Below are 21,121 nucleotides of genomic sequence, written 5' to 3'. Positions count from 1 at the left end.
GATGCCGTACCAAGGGGAAGTTCGAGGATGAGTCGTCAAAAGCAACTTTTCGCAGTCAGCCTGTTGGCTCTGGCCATCAGTGGCTGCGCCGTCACCAGCCAGCCCATCGATCACAGCGTCAGCGAACAGCGCGCGCAGCAGGATTTGCGTGCGATGTTCAAGGACCAGGAGCCGCTCAGCGGCCCACTCACGCTGCATGAAGCCATGGCGCGCGCGGTGAAGTACAACCTCGAGGGGCGCTTGAAGATCATGGAAGAGGCCATGGCCCAGCGCCAGGTCGATCTGGCCACCTTCGACATGCTGCCGCGCATGGCGCTGTCCGCCGGCTACGCCGGGCGCAGCAACGTCAGCGCTTCCAGCAGTGAGAGCATTCGTACCGGCACACAGTCGCTCGAGCCTTCGACCTCACTGGATCGCGACCGCCGTGTCGCTGACCTGACCACGGTGTGGAACGTACTCGACTTCGGCGTCGATTACGTCAATGCCAAGCAGCAGAGCGATCGCCGCCTGATCGTGCAGGAGCGCCGACGCAAGGTGGTCCACACTATCATTCAAGACGTGCGTTCGGCCTATTGGCGGGCCGTAGCGGCCGACCGCCTGCTGGGGCAGATCGACCGTCTGATGGCACGAGTCGATCAGGCGAGTGAGAACAGCCGCCGCCTCAGCGATCAGCGTATCGGCGACATCATCCAGACGCTGAGCTACCAGCGCGCCCTGATCGAGGCCACGCGTCAGCTCGAGGAGCAGCGCCGCGCGCTGTCGCTGGCCAAGACCGAGCTCGCGACGCTGATCAATCTGCCCCTGGGCACCGAGATCGAGCTGGCGCCCGAGACGGGCTATCAGGTGCCTCAGCTCACGATCGGTCTCGACCAGCTCGAACAGGCGGCCTTGACCCAGCGCCCCGAACTGCGCGAACAGGACTACGAAACCCGCATCAGCGCTGCCGAGACCCGCAAGGCCATGCTGCGCCTGCTGCCCGGCCTGGAGTTCTCCGCTGGCGCCCACTACGACAGCAACTCCTTCCTGGTCAATCAGAGCTGGGCCGATTACGGCGTGAAGGTCACCTGGAACCTGTTCAACGTGCTCTCCGGACCGGCCGCCATCGACGCGGCCAAGGCCGGCCAGGCAGTCGTGGAAGCGCGCCGCCAGGCCATGTCGATGGCGATCCTGGCGCAACTGCATGTCGCCAATGCCAACTTCCGTGAAGCGCAGCGTCAGTTCGCGACCAGTCAAGAGTTGGTCAGCCTGGATAGCCAGATCGTCGAACAGCTGCGCAATCGCTATCAGGTACAGAGCATCGGCGAACTGGAGCTGATCCAGGGCGAGCTGAATACGCTGCAGGCGGATTTGCGCCGCGACCTGGCCTACGCCGATCTACGCAGCAGCTATGGTCAGCTCGCCGCCAGCGTCGGCTTCGATCCGCTGCCCGAGAGCCTTACCTCCAACAGCATCGACGGCATTGCCGACGCGCTCGCCAGCCGCGAAGCGCAGTGGCAGTCGGGCCAGCTGTAACCCCTACCGCGGCATGCGTTGGCCACCAGCGCCGCCCAGGGCGGCGCTTCTCCAGACACTTCTCCAGGTATTTGTCCAGGCTCTGAGACTTGCTCCCGAGCCGATCTTTGCCAGACTGACAGAGCCCCGCCCGCCTCGCGGCGGGGCTCGATTCAGCCAGGCAAGGAGGCCATATGAGTATGCAATATCGTCCGCTGGGCAACTCGGGGCTGATGGTCTCGAACCTGACCTTGGGCACGGTGCCGTTCGGCGGTAGCCACGGTTTCGAGAAGGCAGCGAGCGTCGACGTCAAGGGCGCTCGGCGCCTGCTCGATATCGCCTTCGAGGCCGGTGTCAATCTGGTCGACACCGCCGATCTCTACTCCCACGGCCAGGCCGAGGAGATCACCGCCAAAGCGCTGGGCGACAAACGTCAGGACATCATCCTTGCTACCAAGGGCCGTAGCCCTCTGGGCGACGATCCCAATGCCAGCGGCGCGTCGCGCTACCACCTGATCCGCGCGGTGGAAGCCAGCCTCAAGCGCCTGGGCACCGACCACATCGATCTCTATCAGATCCACAACTGGGACGGCGTCACCCCGGTCGAAGAGACGCTGGAGGCGCTGCATCATCTGGTCACCAGCGGCAAGGTGCGCTACTGGGGCACCTCCAACTACACCGGCTGGCAGATGATGAAGACCCTGGGCAAGGCGGAGCTCCACGGCCTGACCAAGCCGATCAGCCAGCAGATCTACTACACCCCGGAGTCGCGTGAAGCGGAATACGAGCTGATGCCGCTGGCGATGGACCAGAACCTCGGCTCGCTGATCTGGGGGCCGCTGGGCGAAGGCTTCTTGACCGGCAAGGTGCGCCGCGGCCAGCCGACCCCGCCGGATACCCGCCAGGGCAACGGCTGGCCCGAGCCCTATGTGCACGATATGGAGCGCGCCTACGATATCATCGAGACGCTGATCGCCATCGGCGAAGCCCACGACTGCTCGCCGGCGCGCGTGTGCCTGGCGTGGCTCAAGGATCGTCCGGGCGTCACCTCGCTGATCGTCGGCGCGCGCAGTGAAGCGCATCTGCAGGATAACCTCGCCGCCGCCGAGTTGACACTGAGCGAGGCCGAACAGCGCCAACTGGAGCAACTGACGCGCCCCGCCCCGCTCTACCCCTACTGGCACCGGGTCGTGGCCGGCATGGATCGCCTCGACCCGGCGGAAAAGCCCTTCCTCGATGGCTACGCCGCGACCATCAAACACCGCAGCGACGATCGCGCGGCGGATGTCTGAATAGGCCCAACCTGATGCGAGCCCACGGCGGCTCGCTCTATCTCCACGTCTATTGAGAGCGTCCGACATGCGTCTTCAATGAAGAGGCCCACTGGACAGTCACCCCAATGCTCTCAGCGAAGAAGACGACCGCGGCGGACCGCCTTCATGGCAATGGAAGACCACTGCCGACCTGACGCAGGCCGGCGTGGATGACGTCCGTGGAGCGGATACAGGGCAAGAGCCAAAGCGCTTCAAATTCGAGTCGATCCAGGCCCCACGTCCAAAGGTCTAGTGGCCTCCAAAGCGTGTTGACGCTAAAACTAAACGCACGTAGAGTTTTGACACGTAAGTGCGGTTCTACTAGCGGCCAAGCCATGCGAGGTAGCCGTAACGCTCGTCATTGCCTGGCCAGTCCCTCATAACAACAAGGCGACCCATTATGGCTATCACTTCCAATCAAGACTTCGTCCCAGAAGATCAGTGGCCCTCAGTTTCCGTCATGCTCGACGGATTTGGTCAGCAAACACTCCCCCCTTCATCGGCACTCGCTGGCACCTCTCTTGCTGTGCCTTTGGCCTCAGGAGCAACCGTGGAATATCGCTTCCACGATGAAAATTCGCTGACGTGGAAAGCCCAAGGTGGTGAAGGCTCAGCCACCTACAAGGCCATCGAGGCCCGCCCGGACATTTTCATCATCGACTTCGTCCGCGGTGAAGGGCTCGATGCAGAAAACGTCACGGTCATCCTGGACCGAAACACTGGCGCCGTTACTGACAGCGTGTCGCGCCTTGTCGATATATCGGGCAAAGTTCGTGCAGTCACAGAGTTCAATCACGCCAATATCGCGGGTGGCGAAGTCAAACATGAGCGTTCCGACGAAATGGTCGGTAAGCGCATTTTCTATCGCTATAGCGACATAGAGACTTACGAGCACATCTACCTGAATTTAGGTACATTCACCTGGCACTGCCTGCGCGGCGGTGAGGCAGGTCTCGCCGATACCGAACAGTGCAAGACCTTTAAAGTTGCCGAAGATCTCTACATCTTTTTCTGGACTGAAAAGGTAATGACCGTAGAAGCGGTATTGCTTGTAGACTTGAAGGAACAACGCTCCATTGGGCGAATGTTCGGCTGGGACTCCAAGTTAAATACCACGTTAGTACTACCTTTCAACTCTCGCCTCAGCGTTCTCAACACGACGATCTATCCCGAGGATGTTGCCAAAGGCTGATCTGTTTCAGCGCGGCCGGCCAAAGACGCTTCGGCCTCTTTGGCCATATCATCATCACGAGGCACAGGGCTGAATGACGGTGTCCGTCCTCGTCAACGAGAGGTCCCGGAGAACGCTATGGATCTACAGCTGCATAAGCGAATCGCTCTGGTCACTGGTGGTGCATCTGGCATTGGTCTCGCCTGCGTTGAGGCGCTGCTGGCTGAAGGCGCAAGCGTATTGATAGTCGACCGTAATCCAGCAGGTGCAGACGTTGCCAGAGACTTCACAGAAGCTGGACACACCGTTGCCTTCGTGCAGGCCGACGTGACCTCGGAAACTCAGGTCCAGGAGGTCATGGCCTATGCACGAGATAGATTCAACGGTCTGGACATCATCCTCGGCTGCGCAGGCATCTCAGGCCCGGTGGGCCAGAAGTCGACGGACATCAGCCTGACCGACTGGGACCAGGTGATGGCCGTGAACGTGAAAGGCCAGTTCATCGTGGCCAAACACGCTGTCAAGCTGCTAGAAGAGAGTAACGTCGCTAGCGTCGTCTTTTTGGCCTCTGACGCGGCCTTGGTGGCCTTCGAAGGAATGACGCCCTACTGCACATCGAAAGGCGCAGTCCTGATGCTCACCAAGAGTCTCTCGGTCGACCATCCCCAAATCAGGTTCAACTGTGTGTGCCCCGGCGTCGTGGATACCCCCATGTCCCGTCGCGATCTGGGGTGCCCCAACGGCTTTTCAGGCAGTGAGCTACCTGTGATGCAAGCTCATCAAATAGCGCGCCATGCCGTTTTCCTGGCTTCGCCCGTTAGCGCGCCAATCAACGGCACGAGCCTGGTGGCCGACTTCGGTTATCTGGCGCGTTCCGCCTTGCCAGAACTTGCCTTTAGCTAACCTGCACACGGGCGCTATTCACCAAACCTACGGATGAGAAACCCCATGAGTAGTCGACGAGTTGCAATAGTGACGGGTGGCGGTACAGGGATCGGCGCGGCGACGGCGCAGACGCTGGCATCTGCCGACTGGAATGTCGTGATCTGCGGCCGGAGAATGGAGCCACTGCAGAAGATTGCCGAATGCACAGGCGCCCTACCTATCGTCGCAGATGCCTCCTGTGAGAAGGATATCCAGCGATTGGTGACGACGACGACCGAGACGTTCGGCAGACTGGATGGCGTGGTATTGAATGCGGGAGTCGTGCGCCCAGGCTCGGTAGGAGAGCTATCAGACGATGATTGGCAAGCCATGGTCGACATCAATCTGAGCGGCCCATTCAAACTACTGCGTGCCGCCCTTCCCCATCTGATCGCTGCACGAGGAGCCGTTGTCGGCGTCGCCTCAGCGGCCGCCTTGAGGGCCACTAACGAGATTCCAGGCTATAACGCAACCAAGGCCGGACTCAACATGCTATTGCAATCCGTCGCGGTCGATTACGGTCCACGAGGCGTCAGAGCCAATACGGTCTGCCCGGGGTGGGTAAGAACGGAAATGGCAGACATGGAGATGCAGGAGTACGGCGAGTCTCTGGGGCTGGACCGCGAACAGGCCTACGCCCGTGCCACTGCCCTCGTCCCGGCGCGTCGTCCAGCCACTGCCGAAGAAGTCGCGGATGTCATCGCTTGGCTGCTTTCCGACAAAGCGCGCTACGTCAGCGCAGCTGTGCTGCCCGTCGACGGTGGTATGATCGCGACAGACCCTGGCGCTATCGCATTCGATCCCCGCATCAGTTTCCAGTGATCTGAGGATATCCTCCACGTGCCACATGGCCTAAAGACCGATGTGGCCGTTTTGAGTCGAGGGAACGCTTACCGCGCTCTCGTGCTTTGTGAGAACATTGGTCACCCGATTTCCGGCTTGGCGACACTGCCTGGGTCATCGAGGAATACAAACGAGTGGCCAATGGATGTATAGATGACACAGCGATCGGTTCGTTTACCTTACGGCGAAGGTCGGGAAGCGTTGATGGCCGCGACCATCGATATCGTTGCGGAAAAAGGATTACGTGGGGTGACTTACCGGGCAGTCGCTGGACGTGCTCGAGTCAATCATACGCTGGTAACGCATCATTTCGGCTCTATCCAGGGACTGTTGGCGGCAACGATGGAGTGGGCCGTCGAGAGATCGATCCGGGAGTCGGGGCTGGAACGGATAACCGATTTCGATGAGGCCTTCGCCGATGCGCTGATCGCGTCAGTGATGATCGAGCCGGAACTTCAGCTGTTTCAGTTCGAGATGCTGCTCGAGTCGCGACGCAATCCCCAGCTACGGAGTTTGGTCGAAAGACTCTACGCGGACTACATGACCACGGTCGAGCAAGCCCTTAGAGCGCGAGGTCTCGATACCGCAAACGAGATAGCCATGGCGATCTTCGCCGCTCTGGATGGCCTGATGCTCCAGTTTCTCACCATCACGGATGCAACCAGGATCCGCGCGGCGTTGATCCACATAGGCAACCTGGTGCGCGCCCTGCCGCCGTCATCTGGGTGAGTGGCTTGTGAGGGTTCGTGGCTGGCGTGCGATGTAGGAGCTTCGCCTATCTAGGCAAGGAGCTTCGCCTATCTAGGCAGGATTTTGGCACGGACAAAGAGCCACGCGGTAACAGGACCCCATAGCGCGGCGGATACCTGATATAGATACGGCCCGAGCCGAGCCCAAAACGGCTCGCGTCATATACAAAGACGGGGCGCCTCCCTGGCGGAGGCGCCCCGTCTTTCGTCACACGGCCGGCTCTGGAGCCATAGCCTGCGTGATCAGGTGCGCGGCAGGGTCACCCCACGCTGCCCCATGTACTTGCCACCGCGATCCTTGTACGAGGTCGCGCAGACCTCATCGGATTCGAGGAACAACATCTGCGCCACACCTTCGTTGGCGTAGATGCGCGCCGGCAGGTTGGTGGTGTTGGAGAACTCCAGCGTCACGTGACCTTCCCACTCGGGCTCCAGCGGCGTGACGTTGACGATGATGCCGCAGCGCGCATAGGTGGATTTGCCCAGGCAGATCGTCAGCACGCTGCGCGGGATGCGGAAATACTCCACGGTGCGCGCCAGGGCGAAGGAGTTGGGCGGGATCACGCAGACATCGCCCTTGACGTCGACGAAGCTCTTGTCATCGAACGCCTTGGGATCGACCACCGCCGAATGGATATTGGTGAACACCTTGAATTCGTCGGCACAGCGCACGTCATAGCCGTAGCTGGAGGTACCGTAGGAGATCACGCGCTGGTCGTTGGCGTAGCGAACCTGGTCCGCCTCGAAGGGCTCGATCATGCCCTCCTGCTCCGCCATCCGGCGAATCCACTTGTCGGATTTGATGCTCATACAGGTGTCCTTGGAGCGGCGTCACGGAGAGTCTGTGCTCCCCCCGCGCCGGGTCGAGAAATGGATAAGGCTGAATCGGCCCGCCATCATAGCGGCCCGCCCACACGAAGGGAACGCCAGGCGCCGCCAGCGAGGCCGCGCCTGGTCATGCGCCGTGGCGTCTAGTCGCCTAGTCGCTGAACGAAATACTCGGCCCGGTACCGCCGCTCTCGGCGACACCGCTGGCCACCGCGCGGGCGATGTGCCGGAAGGTCTGTGCCACCTCGCCATCGGGCTCGGCGACAACGCTGGGCTGGCCGCCATCGGCCTGCTCGCGGATGGAGAGCGTCAGCGGCAGCTGGCCCAGCAGTTGGGTCGCGTACTGCTCGGCGATGCGCTCACCACCGCCGCTGCCGAAGATCGGCTCGCTGTGACCGCACTGGGAGCAGACGTGCAGGCTCATGTTCTCGACCACGCCCAGTACCGGCACGCTCACCTTGCGGAACATCTCGATGCCCTTGCGCGCATCCAGCAGTGCGATGTCCTGGGGCGTGGTGACGATCACCGCACCATCCACCGAAACCTTCTGCGCCAGCGTCAGTTGGATGTCACCGGTACCCGGCGGCATGTCGATGAACAGAAAGTCCAGGTCGTCCCACAGCGTCTGATTGAGCAGCTGCTGGAAGGCGCCGGAGACCATCGGCCCGCGCCAGACCATGGGCTGATTGATATCCACCATGAACGCCATCGACATCGCCTGGATCCCGTGGGCGACGACCGGCTTCATGTTCTTCTCGTCGACCACTTCGGGGCGGGTATTCTCCGGCAGCCCCAGCATGCGCGCCTGGCTCGGGCCGTAGATGTCCGCATCCAGCAGCCCTACCCGATAGCCTTCGGCGGCCATGGCCAGCGCCAGATTGGCGGTCACGGTGGATTTGCCGACGCCGCCCTTGCCCGACGCCACGGCCACGATGTGCTTGATGCCCTCGGTCACGCTCCCTCCTTGACTCACTGTCGACGGCCACGACCACCTGGGCCGCGCTTTGGCGGCAGTATAACGGTCACGCAGGGGGATACCCTAGGGCTAAGGTCGGAAATTCCGCGCCGTCGGCGAACGCCGGCGGTGGTCATGGCACCGCTGCTCAGCCGCGCGCTTCGAGCACGGCGAGCTTGGTGCGAATGAAATCGCTGTGACTGACGTAGAGCAGATCGGCCAGACGGCGGATGCGATGCTCCTCGAGGGCGGCGAGTTCGTCGTCGGCGTAGGCCAGACGCCACATGGCGGCGACCAGCTCGACCCGCTGGGCGTAGCTGAAACGCTCGTTGAGCAGCGACACGTACTGGAAGTGGTCGACCGCATGCTCGACCTGCGCTTCGGCCTCCGCGATCAGCGCATCGGCCTGCTCGCCGCTCAGCGAGAACTGCCGCACCAGCATCTCGCGCAGGGTCGCTAGCTCCTGCGGATCGACCTCGTAGTCGGCGCGCAGCACCTCGCTGAGCAGCGCCGCCACCGCCAGCTGCGGGGTGACCGCATCGTGATGATCATGCGCGGGTGCGCGCACCCGCTGGAAGAACTGCTGAACCGTATCGAGCATGAGGGGTGTCCTGATGAAAAGACGATGAGTGACGGGCCGGGTCGAGCGCCGATGACAATGGGATAATAACGCCCGACGCCACTACCGTTTTGACAACGCAGGCGCTGAAGGTTCGCCACCGCACGCCGCCCAGGTCTGTAGCAGCCAGGCCCAAAAAAGTCAGCTCCAGATACGACAGTATCGCGCACGACGGCCCCAGAAATGACGAGGCCCGCGGCAACGGTGCCGCGGGCCTCGTGGTCGCGCGTCCTACGCCTCAGGCGCCGTGCGCGGCCAGGAACTCCTCGGTCAGCTTCAGCTCGCTGTTGGAGTTGACGCCGATGCCGCGGGTCGTGACATTGCGCGCGATCTGCTGAGCTTCGTCCAGCGAGTGCATCTCGGCGGTGCCGCACTGGTAGATGTTGAGCTCGGGGATCGCCTTCTGATCTTCGAGCGCCAGCACGTCGCGCATCGAGGCTTCCCAGGCCGCGCCCACGGTGGCTTCGTCGACCTGACCGATCAGGCTCATATAGAAGCCGGTGCGGCAGCCCATCGGCGAGATATCGATGATCTCGACCCCATCACCGTTGAGGTGCTGGCGCATGAAGCCCGCAAACAGATGCTCCAGCGTATGAATGCCACGCTCGGAGAGGATCTCCTCGTTGGGCACGCAGAAGCGCAGATCGTAGACCGTGATGTCGTCGCCATGGGGCGTGCGCATCTGCTTGGCCACACGCACCGCCGGAGCGTTCATCTTGGTGTGGTCGACCATGAAGCTATCGAGTAAGGGCATCGTTGCCTCCTTGTCCGTGAATCGGAAGTGTCTCTACTGTAGCACGCTGGCCGCGCGTGTCAGAAAGGCATGGCCTTACGCCTGCCGACCCACTCGCTCAGCGGCAGGCCACCGCCTGACGCAGCGTACTCTTGACCCACAGACGCTGACCATCCGGCGTCTTGCCCTGGTCGTTCCACTGCTGGGTGGTCTGGACGCAGAACGAGCCCAGATTCTCGACCGCCGGCGCCGCCGCCTCCGGGCGCTCGCCGCCGATCCGCAGCACGTCGGTATTGTTGGTCTGATAGTTGGGCGCGAAGGTGTTGGAGGCACACCCGCCAACGGCCAGGGCCGTCACGGCGGCGAACAGGATGTGGCGCAATGCCATGGCGATGATTCCTCGGAAAGCGTGCGGCATGAGCCACCACGCAACACCGGCACGATTACCGGCAGCGCGTATTTAGCACCGCCTCATGATGCTGTCAACGACCACTCGTAGCCCGTCGGATCTGGCCCTGACCACGCCCGAACAGCCCTTCAGAACAGCACCTCAGAACAGCCCCAACTGCTGGTCGATCAAGCGCGTAAAGTCGTCATCGACGAACGGCAGGATGGCGTCGGCCACCGGCTGTAGCTGACGGCTCACATAGTGCTGATAGTCGATCGGCGAGCGCCGCGCTTCCAGCGGCTCGGGTCCGTTGACGGTGATCACGTAGCGGATCCAGCCGCCGTTCTGGTACTGCAGCGGGCGCTTCAGCTGGCGGTTGAACTCGTCGGCCAGGCGCGCGGCACGCACATGCGGCGGGACATTGCGCTGGTAATCATCGAGCCGGCGCCGCAGCCGCTTGCGATAGACCAGGTCGTCGTCATGCTCCCCCGCCAGGGTCTCGCGCACCAGCCGCCGAACATAGTCACGATAGCCCTCGCCGACGAAGATGCGCCGGTAGAGTTCGCGCTGGAACTGCTGCGCCAGCGGCGACCAGTCGGCGCGCACCGACTCCAGCCCCTTGAACACCAGGTGCTCGCCACCCTCGGCATCGGCCACCAGGCCGGCATAGCGCTTCTTGCTGCCCTCCTCGGCGCCGCGAATGGTGGGCATCAGAAAACGCCGGTAGTGGGTCTCGTACTGCAGCTCCAGCGCACTGTCGAGGGCGTAGTGCTCACGCAGGTGCTCGCGCCACCAGGCGTTGACCCGGGCGACCAGCCGCTGGCCGATCGCCGCCGCGACCTCCTCAGCATGTGCGTCACCCAGCCAGACGAAGGTGGAGTCGGTATCGCCGTAGATGACCGTATAGCCCTCGGCCTCGATCAGTTCGCGGGTACGGTGCATGATCGCGTGGCCGCGCATGGTGATCGAAGAGGCCAGCCGTGGATCGAAGAAACGGCAGCCACGCGAGCCGAGCACACCGTAGAAGGCGTTCATGATGATCTTGAGCGCCTGGGCGAGCGGCGCGTTGCCCTCGCGCTTGGCCGCCTCGCGCCCTTCCCACACCTGCGCCACGATCGCCGGCAGCGCATGTCGGGTGCGCGAGAAGTGCGCGCCCACAAAGCCGGGCACGGCCTGCTCGGGATCGGCGAGACCCTCGACCAGCCCCACCGGGTCGATCAGGAAGGAGCGGATGATCGACGGATACAGACTCTTGAAGTCTAGCACCAGCACCGAGTCGTAGAGCCCCGGGCGCGAATCCATCACGTAGCCGCCGGGGCTGTCCTCGCCCGCACGGCTGCCCAGATTGGGCGCCACGAACCCCAGCCGGTGCATGCGCGGCAAATAGAGATGCGAGAAAGCCGCCACCGAACCCCCGCTGCGATCCGCCGCCAGCCCGGTCACGCTGGCTCGCTCGAGCAGGAAGTCGACGATTCGGGTGTGGGCGAAGATCCGCGTGACCAGCTCGCAATCCTTCAAGTTGTAGCGCGCCAGCGCCGGCTTGTCCTCGGCGAACATGCGATTGATGTCGGCCATGCGCTGGTAGGGATTGTCGATCGCCTTGCCCTCACCCAGCAGGGTTTGGGCGACGTTCTCCAGGCTGAACGAGGAAAAGCTCCAGGTCGCCTGACGCAGCGCTTCGATGCCATCGATGACGAGGCGCCCGGGAATGGTCACGAAGTAGTGATTGGGCTGCTGCCCATGGGCGCGCCACTCCAGCGGCGTACCGCCGCGGCCCAGGGCCAGCGGCACGTCGAGCCGCTCGGCGTGGCGCTGCAGCTGGCGCAGATCGAACTGGATCACGTTCCAGCCGATGATCGCGTCAGGATCGAAACGCGCGACCCAGGCGTTGAGCGCGTGCAGCAGATCGGCCCGCGACTCGCAGTAGACCAGCTCGAAGTCGCGCTCGCGGTCGGCCACACTGCCCGCCCCCGCCGCTGGCCCGAGCATATACACGATCCGTTGGCCGCAGCCGTGCAGGCCAATCGAGTAGAGCTCGCCGCGCTCGCTGGTCTCGATGTCGAGTGAACACAGCGTAAGCGTGGGGCGATAGTCCGGAGCCGGGCGTAGCTGCGCCTGCTGCAGCGAACCGGCTTCGTCCGCCACGCCGCTGGCCAGCACCGGTGCGGTAATGAAGCGCTCCATCAGATAGCGCTCCGGCGGGCGCACGTCGGCTTCGAACAGCTCGATGCCCGCCTCGCCCAGGCGGCGCTCGAGCTGCATCAGTTGGCGATAAGAGCGGCAGTAGAGTCCCAGCAGCGGCCGCCGCGCGAAGTCGCGCAGGTCTAGCTCGCGCAGCGTCACCTCCGCTTCACCGCGCAGCAACCGCTCGACCTCCGCCTGCGCCTCGCGCGCCACGAAGGCCACCGACACCTGCGGCGGCAGCTCGACCCGGCGCGGGCCGACGTCTGTCGCCAGCCACAGCCAGACCCGCGCCCCCGCCGGCGCGTCCTGCCAGTGGCGGGTCAGTACGAAGCCCTCGGTCGCGCCGCGCTGTGCTGCCGTCATGCCGCGACCACCCCTACAGCCCGAGCACCCAGGGCAGCACCAGCCCCAGGTAGAGCGGAATCAGCAGCGGCGCGGCGAGCGTGGTCAGCAGCACGGCGATAGCGCCTTTTTCGGGGCGGATGTTCAGCTCCATGGCGATCACCACCACGTTGGCCGCCATCGGCACAGCACCCACCAGCAGGAATGCCAGCACCAGCGAGTCGGAGGCGTCGCCCAGCAAACGCAGCCCTACCGCCAGTGCCAGGGTCGCCAGCGGCCAGACCACGAAGCGGGTCACCACGCAGCCGACGACGAAGGCGCCATCCACCGCGCGCCAGCTGATGCGGCCCAGCGTCATGCCGATGATCATCATGCCGAGCACGGTAAAGCAGTACTTGAAGTAGCCCAGCCCTTCACTGACCGGCTGCGGTACCTGCCAGCCCAGGGCACTGATCAGCATGCCGCCGGCAAAGGCGTAGATCAGCGGCAGCCGAGCCAATCGCGAGAGACTCTCGCGCACCGAGAACTGGCCCCGCGCGCTGATATAGAAACCGACCGTGAACTCGTAGAGCGAGATACCCAGCATGCAGAACAGGTACTGGGTCACGCCCTCCGGCGGCAGCAGCACCAGCGCGATGGGGAAGCCGAAGTAGCCGGTGTTGCCGGTGCCCGCGGAGAAGGCCAGCAGCGCCCGCTCCTGCTCGGCGTAGAAGCGCCCCGCCACGGCGTTGACCGCGAGACACAAAATCGACGAGAGCAGCACCACGCTGAAGGTGAGCGCCAGCTTGTCGACGCTGGGCTGCCCCTGGGTCAGGGCGTTGAAGAAGGTCAGCGGCGAGATCAGATAGATCAGCAGCGTGGCGATGGGCCGTGGATCGAGCTGCAGGCGCCGCGCCGCCACCCAGCCCAGGCCGACGAAGGCCAGCAGCATCCACAGCGATTGAGAAAGATCGACATCGGGCATCAAGGGCGTTCCAGACAGTCAGCGGCGAGACACTTCGGCCGCTAACTGTAACATCCGCCCTGCGCCGTCGCGCGCCCTGCTCAGCCCGAGGCCGCGCTGCGCCCGAGTTCCTCCGTACCGCCGTGGGCGGCGAGCCGTGCCGCCAGCGCCGCTTCGTGGCGGGTGCCGCGCAGGAAGCGGGTGGCGCCATCCGGGTCGCCCTGCTCGACCAGCGCCAGCAGCATGGATACCGCCCGCGCGGCGCGCTGGCGGATCGCCTCGCGGTCGCGCTCGATCAGCGCACTGATCTCAAGGCGCTGCATGAAATCACGCTTGGCGCTGTCATAGGCGGCGAAGACCTCCCCCGGCCACACCATCCGCCGCCCTACCTTGACGTTGCGGTGCGAGCGGTAGCCCGGACGGTTGGTCTTGAGCTGCTGCTTGCCCGAGGGGCGCCCACGCAGCAGCAGCGCCAGGTACTCCTCCTCGGAGCGGTACATGCGGTGAATCACGTAAGCCTGGCGCGGGGCGATCGCCGTGCTGTCGGCCAGCTCCGGCTGGGTGTCGCTGTAGACCATCGGATGGCCGTCGGCGTCGAGCGACACCACGTCGCGGCCGAAGATCGGATGGTGCACGCGCACGTGCTGGATCTCGATGCCCTGAATCGGGAACAGCGTCTTCAGGTGCGACGAGAGCTCGTAGCCGGCGCCGTTCTGCAGCGAGCAGAACGCCTGCGCCTGGCCCAGCTCGCAGTGCCACAGAAAGCTGATCGGTCGCGGCGTGTCGCCGCACAGTCGCGCGATCAGTTGATCCACGCGTGTGGCGAGGTCTTGCGCCGTCCAGAACTCGTCGATATCCAGGAACATCAGCCAGTCGACACCCGCCGCGCGAGCATCCGCCAGCGCCTTGGCATAGGCGATGGTCTGCAGCTTGCGCCCCACGCTGGGATCGCACAGCTCGACCCAGTCGATGAACTCGAAGGTGATCTGGGGATACGCCTGCCCGATACGCTCGAGCACCGCCGCCGAGGTGTCCGAGGTACGATTGAGCAAGACGTGGATCTGATCGAACCCCACGTGCAGATGATGAAAGACCCACTCGGCCAGATAAGGCCCTTCATCCTTGGCCACGGCACACAGCCGTATACGCGGTTTGTTCAATGACCCATCCTCGACGATTGGTGAAGCGCGCTTGCCTGCCACTAAGCATGGAGGATGGGGTAGCCCCTGCACTGGCTCAAGATGGTTTACGTCACACTCGCGATAGCAGAGGTTCTGACCCGACCTCGCTTCAAATCGCTTTCTGTCAAGAGCCACCTCTCCGCTAAGAGCCCATTTCCGCCCCCCTCTGACGATGGGCGCCGGGGGCAGGGCAAAGCGAGGGTCCTTTGCCAGGGATGGCAAAGGTAGCGCCCAGGGAGGGGTTCACAGCGCCCTCGCGACGCCCTGCCGCCGGATAAGCCCATGTCGTCTAGCGGTTGTGAAAGGCGTTCTAAAATCGCCGTTGGAGCGTGGGGCGTTTCAGGGGCTTATGGCTAGTGGCGGTCACTCAGCAACGATCACGGCGAGGCCACACCCCTGCCCCGACGACGATGGCGAACAGAATCCAGATCTGGAACGGCAGACGCCACAGCAGCAGCCACCCCGGCACCGCGGGGAAGGCATCGCCGTGCAGCCACATATAGACGTTGGCCGGGGTCACGCACAGCGTCAGCAGCACCAGCCCCCACCCGGCTAGACGGCGCCAGCGCGGCAGCAACAGCCCCACCACGCCGAGCAGTTCGAAGACACCGCTGACCCACACCGCCAAGCGCGGCCACGGCAGCCCCGGCGGAATGATCGTGACCATGGCATCGGCATAGAGGAAGTGCGCGATACCGCCGAGGGTGAACCACAGCAGCACGAAGCCCAGGCACATCCGGCGCCACCACGGCATCGCTGAACGTGCCGCGCGGCGGCTCGCCTCTGTCTGCATGCAGGGATCTCCTCTGGTTTCGATGGCAGGCACTTCAGCGCAATCTCTACGCATTCGCATGATGCCAGATCGCCGGGCCTCGCCGCCCGTGGCATGGGCAGCGCGCATCGTCGCCAGCGATGCTACAATCGTCGCCCAAGTCTACAGCCTATTCATCCCCGCGGCGTCGTCAGCCGGCCCCGCGGGGATTTCGTCACGGGAATCGTCTAGTCACCATGTCGAACAACGCTTCGCTCTCGCGCCAGATCCTGGTCACCAGTGCCCTGCCCTACGCCAACGGCTCGATCCACCTGGGCCACCTGCTCGAGTACATCCAGACCGATATCTGGGTGCGCTTCCAGAAGAGCCGCGGCCACGAATGCCACTATGTCTGCGCCGATGACGCCCACGGCACTGCGATCATGCTGCGCGCCGAGCAGGAGGGTCTCACCCCGGAGCAGCTGATCCAGAAGGTGAGCGACGAGCACCAGGCGGACTTCGCCCGCTTCGGGGTCGCCTTCGACAACTACCACTCGACCCACTCGGAAGAGAACCGCGCCCACAGCGAGCGTATCTACCGCGCCCTGCGCGACGCCGGCCACATCAGCACCCGCGACATCGAGCAGATGTACGACCCGGTCAAGGGCATGTTCCTGGCCGACCGCTTCATCAAGGGCACCTGCCCCAAGTGCGGCACCGCGGACCAGTACGGTGACAACTGCGAAGCCTGCGGTGCCACCTACACGCCGGCGGAGCTGATCAACCCGGTGTCGGCGATCAGCGGCGCCACCCCGGAAGTGCGCACCTCGACCCACTACTTCTTCAAGCTGCCGGATTTCGAAGACTTCCTGAAACGCTGGACGCGCTCCGGCCGGGTCCAGCCGCAGATCGCCAACAAGCTGCAGGAGTGGTTCGATGCCGGGCTCAACGAATGGGACATCTCCCGCGATGCGCCCTACTTCGGCTTCGAGATCCCCGACGCCCCGGGCAAGTACTTCTACGTCTGGCTCGATGCGCCGATCGGCTACCTGGCCAGCTTTCAGAACCTGTGCGAGCGTGAAGGCCTCGATTTCGACAGCTACTGGAAGGCCGACTCCGACGCCGAGGTCTACCACTTCATCGGCAAGGACATCGTCTACTTCCACGCCCTGTTCTGGCCGGCAATGCTCGAAGGTGCCGGCATGCGCACGCCGAGCGGCATCAACTGCCACGGCTTCGTGACCGTCAACGGCGCCAAGATGTCCAAGTCCCGGGGCACCTTCATCAAGGCGCAGACCTACGCCGAGCACCTCAATCCGGAGTATCTGCGCTACTACTTCGCGGCCAAGCTGAGCTCCCGCGTCGACGACCTCGATCTCAACCTCGAGGACTTCGCCGCCCGCGTCAACGCCGACCTGGTGGGCAAGGTGGTCAACATCGCCAGCCGCTGCGCCGGCTTCATCAACAAGCTCGCCGGCGGCCAGCTCTCCGCCCACTGCGCCGAACCGGAACTCGTGGCCCGCTTCATCGCCGCGGGTGACGAGATCGCCGCCGACTTCGAGGCCCGCGAGTTCGGCCGTGCCATGCGCCGGATCATGGAGCTCGCCGATGAAGCCAATACCTACATCGCCGACAAGGCGCCCTGGGTGCTGGCCAAGGAGGGAGGACGCGAGCAGGAGGTGATCGACATCTGCTCGGTGGGCATCAATCTGTTCCGCACGCTGATGGTCTACCTGCAGCCGGTGGTACCGGCGATGGCCGAGCAGGCGCGTCACTTCCTGCAGCTCGACTCGCTCGACTGGGCCAGCCGCCAGCAGGTGCTCGAGGATCACGCCATCGGCAAGTTCAAGCCGCTGATGACCCGGGTCGAAAGCGACAAGATCGCGGCGATGATCGAAGCCTCCAAAGAGGTGCTCGCCGAGGAGAAGAAGCTGACCGACGGCGGCGATGCGCGTCCGGCAGGACCTTCGCCGCTCGTGGAGACACCGATCGCCGACGAGATCGCCTTCGATGACTTCATCAAGGTCGATCTGCGGGTCGCCGAAATCCAGCGCGCCGAATATGTCGAGGGCTCCAACAAGCTGCTCAAGCTGACCCTCGACCTGGGCGGCGAGACGCGCACGGTCTTCTCGGGCATTCGCAAGGTCTACGCCCCCGAGGCGCTCGAAGGCCGGTTGACGGTGATGGTCGCCAACCTGGCGCCGCGCAAGATGCGCTTCGGCGTTTCCGAAGGGATGGTACTGGCGGCGGGCGATGCCCCTGACCAGAAAGACGCCGGCATCTATCTGCTGTCACCGGATAGCGGCGCCAAACCGGGGCAGCGTGTGACCTGAGCCTCGCCCTGCCAGCGCACCGCTCCCCCTCGCGCGGCCTCATGGCCGCGCTTTCGTTGCGGGCCGGCGCCCGGTGCGCCTCGAAGCGCTAGCGGCAAGGGGCTATAATGGAGCGCTTTCCCCTCGCCATTACGACCCCGGAGCCTGCGCTTGTCCCTTGCCGAGATCAGCGTCGAACGTATCGACGCCGAACTGCCCCAGACCCAGTGCGGCAAGTGTGGCCACCCGGGCTGCCGCCCCTATGCCGAGGCGATCGTCGCCGGGGAAGCCGTCAACCGCTGCCCGCCCGGCGGCGAGGCGACCCGCGATCGTCTGGCAGCGCTCACCGGGCGGCCCGCGCTGGCGCTGATCGAACCCGCCCAGACACCTCTGCTGGCGGTGATCCGCGAGGCCGAGTGTATCGGCTGCACCAAGTGCATCCAGGCCTGCCCGGTGGATGCGATCCTCGGTGCGGCCAAGCAGATGCACAGCGTGATCGAATCCGAGTGCACCGGCTGCGAGCTGTGCGTGGCGCCCTGCCCGGTGGACTGCATCGATCTCGTCACGCATCCGCAGTGGCAGAGTGCCGCCGATACGACCGAACGTCAGCGCTATCTCGACCGGCGCGCCGCCAACGGGCGCCGGCGCTTCGAGGCGCGCAATCGCCGCCTGGCGCACAAGGCCGAGGAGAAGCGGCGCAAGCGTGAACGTCGCCTGGCGGCCAGCTACGTCCCAGCCGAGACGACGGCTCCCAGCGCCAGTGTGGATACCACCGCGCTCAAGGCCCAGCGCGCTACCCTCAGCGCCAAGACCAGACGTCTCACGCGCCAGCGCGATCAGGCCAGCGGCGAGGCGCGCGCCGCCCTCGAACAGCGCCTGGCAACGCTGGAGACCCAGCAGGCAGAGATCGAGCGTCAGCTGGAAGGCGCCCCGCCGGCATCCACCGCACCGGTTGTGCCGCACATCGCGGTAGCCGCCGCCGAGCAGGCGCTGCGCAAGGCGCAACAGACCGCGGCCCGGCTCGAGCGCGATGGCAAGCACGCCGAGGCCTCGCGGGCCCGTGAGCACGTCATCGAGGCCGAGAACCATCTGCGTCGAGCCCGTGAGGCCGAGTCGTCATCAGATGAGGTGGGCATTAGCCCCTAGACGAGCGACGTGAGTCCAGTCCGAGACAGCCACAGCGAGATAGCCGCATGAACGCGAGCAAGCGTGAACAGATCTTCGCCCGTCTGAAGGCGCACAACCCCAACCCGACCACCGAGTTGAACTGGAGCACGCCGTTCGAGCTACTGGCAGCGGTCCTGCTCTCGGCCCAGGCCACCGATGTCGGCGTCAACAAGGCCACTGCCCGGCTGTTCCCGGTGGCCAACACCCCGCAGGCGATCATCGATCTCGGACTCGACGGGCTGAAGGCGCATATCAAGACCATCGGCCTCTACAACACCAAGGCCGAGAACCTGATGAAGACCTGCCATATCCTGGTCGAGCGCTACGCGGGAGACATCCCGCGCACCCGCGCCGAACTGGAAGCGCTGCCCGGCGTGGGGCGCAAGACCGCCAACGTGATTCTGAACACCGCCTTCGGCGAACTGACGATGGCGGTCGACACGCATATCTTTCGCGTCGCCAACCGCACCCGCATCGCCAAGGGCAAGAACGTACTGGAGGTCGAGCAGAAGCTGCTGCGCCATGTTCCCAAGGGGTATCTCAAGGATGCGCACCATTGGCTGATCCTGCACGGCCGCTACACCTGTCTGGCGCGCAAGCCCCGCTGCGGCAGCTGCGTGATCGAGGATCTGTGCGAGTATCCCGACAAGGTCGAGATCGCCTGAGCGCGGTGATGCCGGCGCATCACCGCGCCGGATTCAAGGTGAGGTGGCCGGCTTCAGCGTATCGCGCACTCGCCCGTCTTCGCCCTGGCGGCCCAGGTCGTCAGTCGGCCGATTTTCCGCCGCTGCCGCGCTATCCGACGTAGCGCCTTCTGACTGAGCACTTTCTGACGTAGCACCTTCTGACTGAGCACTGTCCGACGTCGCGCTATTCGACGCATTGCCCATCTCGTCTGTCGGCGCCTCGGGCTGGGAGCCCGCGCGACCGGTCGCCTCGGCGGTAGACGTCTCGCCGGCAGTATCGCCCGTGGTCGCGGTGGAGGGCTCGGCCTGGGACGGCTCGGCGCCGGCCGCGCCAGACCCAGCGGCATCCGGGGCTTCCGGCGTCGAGGCGGCGGCTGGTGCGCTGCTCTCGGTCGCACCGTGGCGGCTGTAGACGATCTTGCGCGTTCCGCCGTCGCAGCTGCCGACCACTTCGGCACCGGCATGCGGCTCGCCGGCCCGCACCACGCCGCCCTCGACCTGAGCGTTATCGACGATCTCCAACAGGAAGTGGCGCGCCCCGTTGGCACGGATCGTCTGCTCGATCTGGGTCTGCAGCTTGCTGCAGGCCAGGCGAGTCTCAGGCTGCTGATCGAACGGCGAATCGCCCTGCTGCGCCTGGGCCCAGGCCGTGGCCGAGATCAGGCAAAGTCCGCCGGTGATACCGATGAGTGTTCCTTTCAAGACACGCATAGTGACTCCTTTCCCCTACCTCTCCCTGGTGCCGGCGACGGCCGCCACCTGCTCGAATCGTCCAACTTTCATCTCTGACCACCGCACACCGATACTACAGCGCGAACTCACCGCCGCGCGCCACCGCGCGCTGATAGGCCGGGCGTTCCCGCATGCGTGCCAGCGCCCTAGCGACCGCCGGATAGCCGTCGAGGTCACCGCTGCGGTTGGCCGCCAGCAGCACGAAGCTCATCTGGATATCCGCCGCGGTGAACTCGCTACCGGTGAACCACTCGTACTGGCTCAGCTCGCTCTCCCAGTAGGCGTAATGGCGCGCCAGCTGGGGGTCGAGGAACTGCTTGCGCACCCCCTGCCCCAACGCCTTGCCGATGGGTCGGATCAGCGCCGGTACCGGCTTGTGACCGAGCCGGCTCATCAGAAGACGCATCAGCAACAGCGGCATCGCCGACCCTTCGGCATAGTGCAGCCAGTGCAGATAGCGTACCCATTCGGGGGAGCCCACCTCCGGCACCAGCCAGCCGCCGTCATGACGGGCGATCAGATACTCGATGATCGCCCCCGACTCGGCCACGGTGTGCTCGCCATCGGTAATCACCGGCGACTTGCCCAGCGGATGGACCCGCTTCAGCGCCTCGGGCGCCAGCATGGTCTTGGGGTCACGGCGGTAGATCTCGATCTCGTAATCGAGCCCCAGCTCCTCGAGCAGCCAGACGATCCGCTGGGAGCGGGAATTTTCCAGATGATGGACGACGATCATGAACGGAGCATCCTTGGATAGAGATCGAACTTGGCTTAACGATAGGGGGTTATCGGTGTCGCCGCCAGCCCCG

The 21,121-nt window shown here is 64.4% G+C and carries 20 protein-coding genes; 9 read left to right on the top strand and 11 right to left on the bottom strand.

From position 1 onward, the window contains the following. The first annotated feature begins 27 nt into the window (after window positions 1-27). The 6 genes from QO259_RS07090 (at window position 28) to QO259_RS07065 (ending at window position 6,471) form a co-directional block, all read left to right on the top strand. The gene (locus QO259_RS07090) at window positions 28-1,512 is read left to right on the top strand and encodes a TolC family protein (protein WP_285952298.1); all 1,485 of its coding nucleotides are present in this window, start codon (window positions 28-30) and stop codon (window positions 1,510-1,512) included. Window positions 1,513-1,685: 173 nt separating this feature from the next. Then, window positions 1,686-2,783 carry an aldo/keto reductase gene (locus QO259_RS07085; RefSeq protein ID WP_285952297.1) on the top strand — a complete coding sequence of 366 codons (1,098 nt, stop codon included), beginning with the start codon at window positions 1,686-1,688 and terminating at the stop codon, window positions 2,781-2,783. Between the two features lie 421 nt (window positions 2,784-3,204). Continuing rightward, window positions 3,205-3,996, top strand: coding sequence for a MoaF C-terminal domain-containing protein (locus QO259_RS07080; RefSeq protein WP_207034580.1), 792 nt, complete (start codon window positions 3,205-3,207; stop codon window positions 3,994-3,996). Between the two features lie 117 nt (window positions 3,997-4,113). Further along, complete coding sequence (locus tag QO259_RS07075) at window positions 4,114-4,878, top strand: SDR family NAD(P)-dependent oxidoreductase (protein ID WP_207034581.1); 765 nt, start codon at window positions 4,114-4,116, stop codon at window positions 4,876-4,878. Between the two features lie 45 nt (window positions 4,879-4,923). After that, window positions 4,924-5,721 (top strand): SDR family NAD(P)-dependent oxidoreductase, encoded by a 798-nt coding sequence (locus QO259_RS07070; protein WP_285952296.1) that lies wholly within the window; start codon window positions 4,924-4,926, stop codon window positions 5,719-5,721. A gap of 174 nt (window positions 5,722-5,895) precedes the next feature. Next, window positions 5,896-6,471, top strand: coding sequence for a TetR/AcrR family transcriptional regulator (locus QO259_RS07065; RefSeq protein WP_285952295.1), 576 nt, complete (start codon window positions 5,896-5,898; stop codon window positions 6,469-6,471). A 263-nt stretch (window positions 6,472-6,734) separates the two neighbouring features. On the opposite strand, the gene dcd is transcribed toward QO259_RS07065, so the two are convergent. The 9 genes from dcd to QO259_RS07020 form a co-directional block, all read right to left on the bottom strand. After that, window positions 6,735-7,301 (bottom strand): dCTP deaminase, encoded by a 567-nt coding sequence (gene dcd / locus QO259_RS07060; RefSeq protein ID WP_207034587.1) that lies wholly within the window; start codon window positions 7,299-7,301, stop codon window positions 6,735-6,737. Between the two features lie 169 nt (window positions 7,302-7,470). Then, window positions 7,471-8,274, bottom strand: a complete 804-nt coding sequence (gene apbC, locus QO259_RS07055; protein WP_207034589.1) for an iron-sulfur cluster carrier protein ApbC — start codon at window positions 8,272-8,274, stop codon at window positions 7,471-7,473. 148 nt (window positions 8,275-8,422) lie between these two features. Continuing rightward, complete coding sequence (locus tag QO259_RS07050; RefSeq protein WP_285952294.1) at window positions 8,423-8,875, bottom strand: tellurite resistance TerB family protein; 453 nt, start codon at window positions 8,873-8,875, stop codon at window positions 8,423-8,425. Between the two features lie 256 nt (window positions 8,876-9,131). Continuing rightward, window positions 9,132-9,647, bottom strand: coding sequence for an S-ribosylhomocysteine lyase (gene luxS, locus QO259_RS07045; protein WP_035472035.1), 516 nt, complete (start codon window positions 9,645-9,647; stop codon window positions 9,132-9,134). A 97-nt stretch (window positions 9,648-9,744) separates the two neighbouring features. After that, window positions 9,745-10,014: a hypothetical protein gene (locus QO259_RS07040; protein ID WP_285952293.1), complete on the bottom strand. Its 270-nt coding sequence runs from the start codon at window positions 10,012-10,014 to the stop codon at window positions 9,745-9,747. 162 nt (window positions 10,015-10,176) lie between these two features. Beyond that, on the bottom strand, window positions 10,177-12,561 hold the full coding sequence (locus QO259_RS07035; RefSeq protein ID WP_285952292.1) for a DNA polymerase II: 2,385 nt from the start codon (window positions 12,559-12,561) through the stop codon (window positions 10,177-10,179). Between the two features lie 13 nt (window positions 12,562-12,574). Further along, window positions 12,575-13,504 carry an AEC family transporter gene (locus QO259_RS07030; protein ID WP_207034597.1) on the bottom strand — a complete coding sequence of 310 codons (930 nt, stop codon included), beginning with the start codon at window positions 13,502-13,504 and terminating at the stop codon, window positions 12,575-12,577. A gap of 80 nt (window positions 13,505-13,584) precedes the next feature. After that, complete coding sequence (locus tag QO259_RS07025) at window positions 13,585-14,643, bottom strand: glycosyltransferase family 2 protein (protein ID WP_285952291.1); 1,059 nt, start codon at window positions 14,641-14,643, stop codon at window positions 13,585-13,587. A 388-nt stretch (window positions 14,644-15,031) separates the two neighbouring features. Further along, window positions 15,032-15,457, bottom strand: coding sequence for a DoxX family protein (locus QO259_RS07020; RefSeq protein WP_285952290.1), 426 nt, complete (start codon window positions 15,455-15,457; stop codon window positions 15,032-15,034). A 215-nt stretch (window positions 15,458-15,672) separates the two neighbouring features. Between QO259_RS07020 and metG the strand changes: the two genes are divergently transcribed. The 3 genes from metG (at window position 15,673) to nth (ending at window position 19,559) form a co-directional block, all read left to right on the top strand. Further along, window positions 15,673-17,748, top strand: a complete 2,076-nt coding sequence (gene metG / locus QO259_RS07015; protein WP_285952289.1) for a methionine--tRNA ligase — start codon at window positions 15,673-15,675, stop codon at window positions 17,746-17,748. Between the two features lie 150 nt (window positions 17,749-17,898). Beyond that, complete coding sequence (locus tag QO259_RS07010; protein WP_285952288.1) at window positions 17,899-18,873, top strand: RnfABCDGE type electron transport complex subunit B; 975 nt, start codon at window positions 17,899-17,901, stop codon at window positions 18,871-18,873. A gap of 47 nt (window positions 18,874-18,920) precedes the next feature. Then, entirely contained in the window at window positions 18,921-19,559 is a 639-nt protein-coding gene (nth, locus tag QO259_RS07005; protein WP_285952287.1) for an endonuclease III, read from the top strand. A 33-nt stretch (window positions 19,560-19,592) separates the two neighbouring features. Here the strand turns inward: nth and QO259_RS07000 are convergent, their stop codons facing one another. Both QO259_RS07000 and QO259_RS06995 read right to left on the bottom strand, forming a co-directional pair. Beyond that, complete coding sequence (locus tag QO259_RS07000) at window positions 19,593-20,282, bottom strand: DUF1161 domain-containing protein (RefSeq protein ID WP_285952286.1); 690 nt, start codon at window positions 20,280-20,282, stop codon at window positions 19,593-19,595. A 103-nt stretch (window positions 20,283-20,385) separates the two neighbouring features. Next, a complete protein-coding gene (locus tag QO259_RS06995) occupies window positions 20,386-21,048 on the bottom strand; it encodes a glutathione S-transferase family protein (RefSeq protein WP_207034608.1) in 663 nt (220 codons plus the stop codon). Between the last annotated feature and the right edge of the window lie 73 nt (window positions 21,049-21,121).

It is taken from the genome of Salinicola sp. JS01 (genome assembly GCF_030284585.1).
Lineage (GTDB): Bacteria > Pseudomonadota > Gammaproteobacteria > Pseudomonadales > Halomonadaceae > Salinicola.
The sequence above is the reverse complement of the archived record's forward strand: the minus strand, read 5'-3'. Positions and strand labels throughout refer to the sequence as shown.

What these genes read in the sequence shown, in the direction of transcription:
- QO259_RS06995 (WP_207034608.1), bottom strand. Translation starts at nt 21,048, where the DNA reads ATGATCGTCGTCCATCATCTGGAAAATTCCCGCTCCCAGCGGATCGTC.
- QO259_RS07070 (WP_285952296.1), top strand. Translation starts at nt 4,924, where the DNA reads ATGAGTAGTCGACGAGTTGCAATAGTGACGGGTGGCGGTACAGGGATC.
- QO259_RS07050 (WP_285952294.1), bottom strand. Translation starts at nt 8,875, where the DNA reads ATGCTCGATACGGTTCAGCAGTTCTTCCAGCGGGTGCGCGCACCCGCG.
- dcd (WP_207034587.1), bottom strand. Translation starts at nt 7,301, where the DNA reads ATGAGCATCAAATCCGACAAGTGGATTCGCCGGATGGCGGAGCAGGAG.
- QO259_RS07085 (WP_285952297.1), top strand. Translation starts at nt 1,686, where the DNA reads ATGAGTATGCAATATCGTCCGCTGGGCAACTCGGGGCTGATGGTCTCG.
- QO259_RS07020 (WP_285952290.1), bottom strand. Translation starts at nt 15,457, where the DNA reads ATGCAGACAGAGGCGAGCCGCCGCGCGGCACGTTCAGCGATGCCGTGG.
- QO259_RS07035 (WP_285952292.1), bottom strand. Translation starts at nt 12,561, where the DNA reads ATGACGGCAGCACAGCGCGGCGCGACCGAGGGCTTCGTACTGACCCGC.
- QO259_RS07090 (WP_285952298.1), top strand. Translation starts at nt 28, where the DNA reads ATGAGTCGTCAAAAGCAACTTTTCGCAGTCAGCCTGTTGGCTCTGGCC.
- metG (WP_285952289.1), top strand. Translation starts at nt 15,673, where the DNA reads ATGTCGAACAACGCTTCGCTCTCGCGCCAGATCCTGGTCACCAGTGCC.
- nth (WP_285952287.1), top strand. Translation starts at nt 18,921, where the DNA reads ATGAACGCGAGCAAGCGTGAACAGATCTTCGCCCGTCTGAAGGCGCAC.
- QO259_RS07080 (WP_207034580.1), top strand. Translation starts at nt 3,205, where the DNA reads ATGGCTATCACTTCCAATCAAGACTTCGTCCCAGAAGATCAGTGGCCC.
- QO259_RS07065 (WP_285952295.1), top strand. Translation starts at nt 5,896, where the DNA reads ATGACACAGCGATCGGTTCGTTTACCTTACGGCGAAGGTCGGGAAGCG.
- QO259_RS07030 (WP_207034597.1), bottom strand. Translation starts at nt 13,504, where the DNA reads ATGCCCGATGTCGATCTTTCTCAATCGCTGTGGATGCTGCTGGCCTTC.
- QO259_RS07040 (WP_285952293.1), bottom strand. Translation starts at nt 10,014, where the DNA reads ATGGCATTGCGCCACATCCTGTTCGCCGCCGTGACGGCCCTGGCCGTT.
- luxS (WP_035472035.1), bottom strand. Translation starts at nt 9,647, where the DNA reads ATGCCCTTACTCGATAGCTTCATGGTCGACCACACCAAGATGAACGCT.
- QO259_RS07075 (WP_207034581.1), top strand. Translation starts at nt 4,114, where the DNA reads ATGGATCTACAGCTGCATAAGCGAATCGCTCTGGTCACTGGTGGTGCA.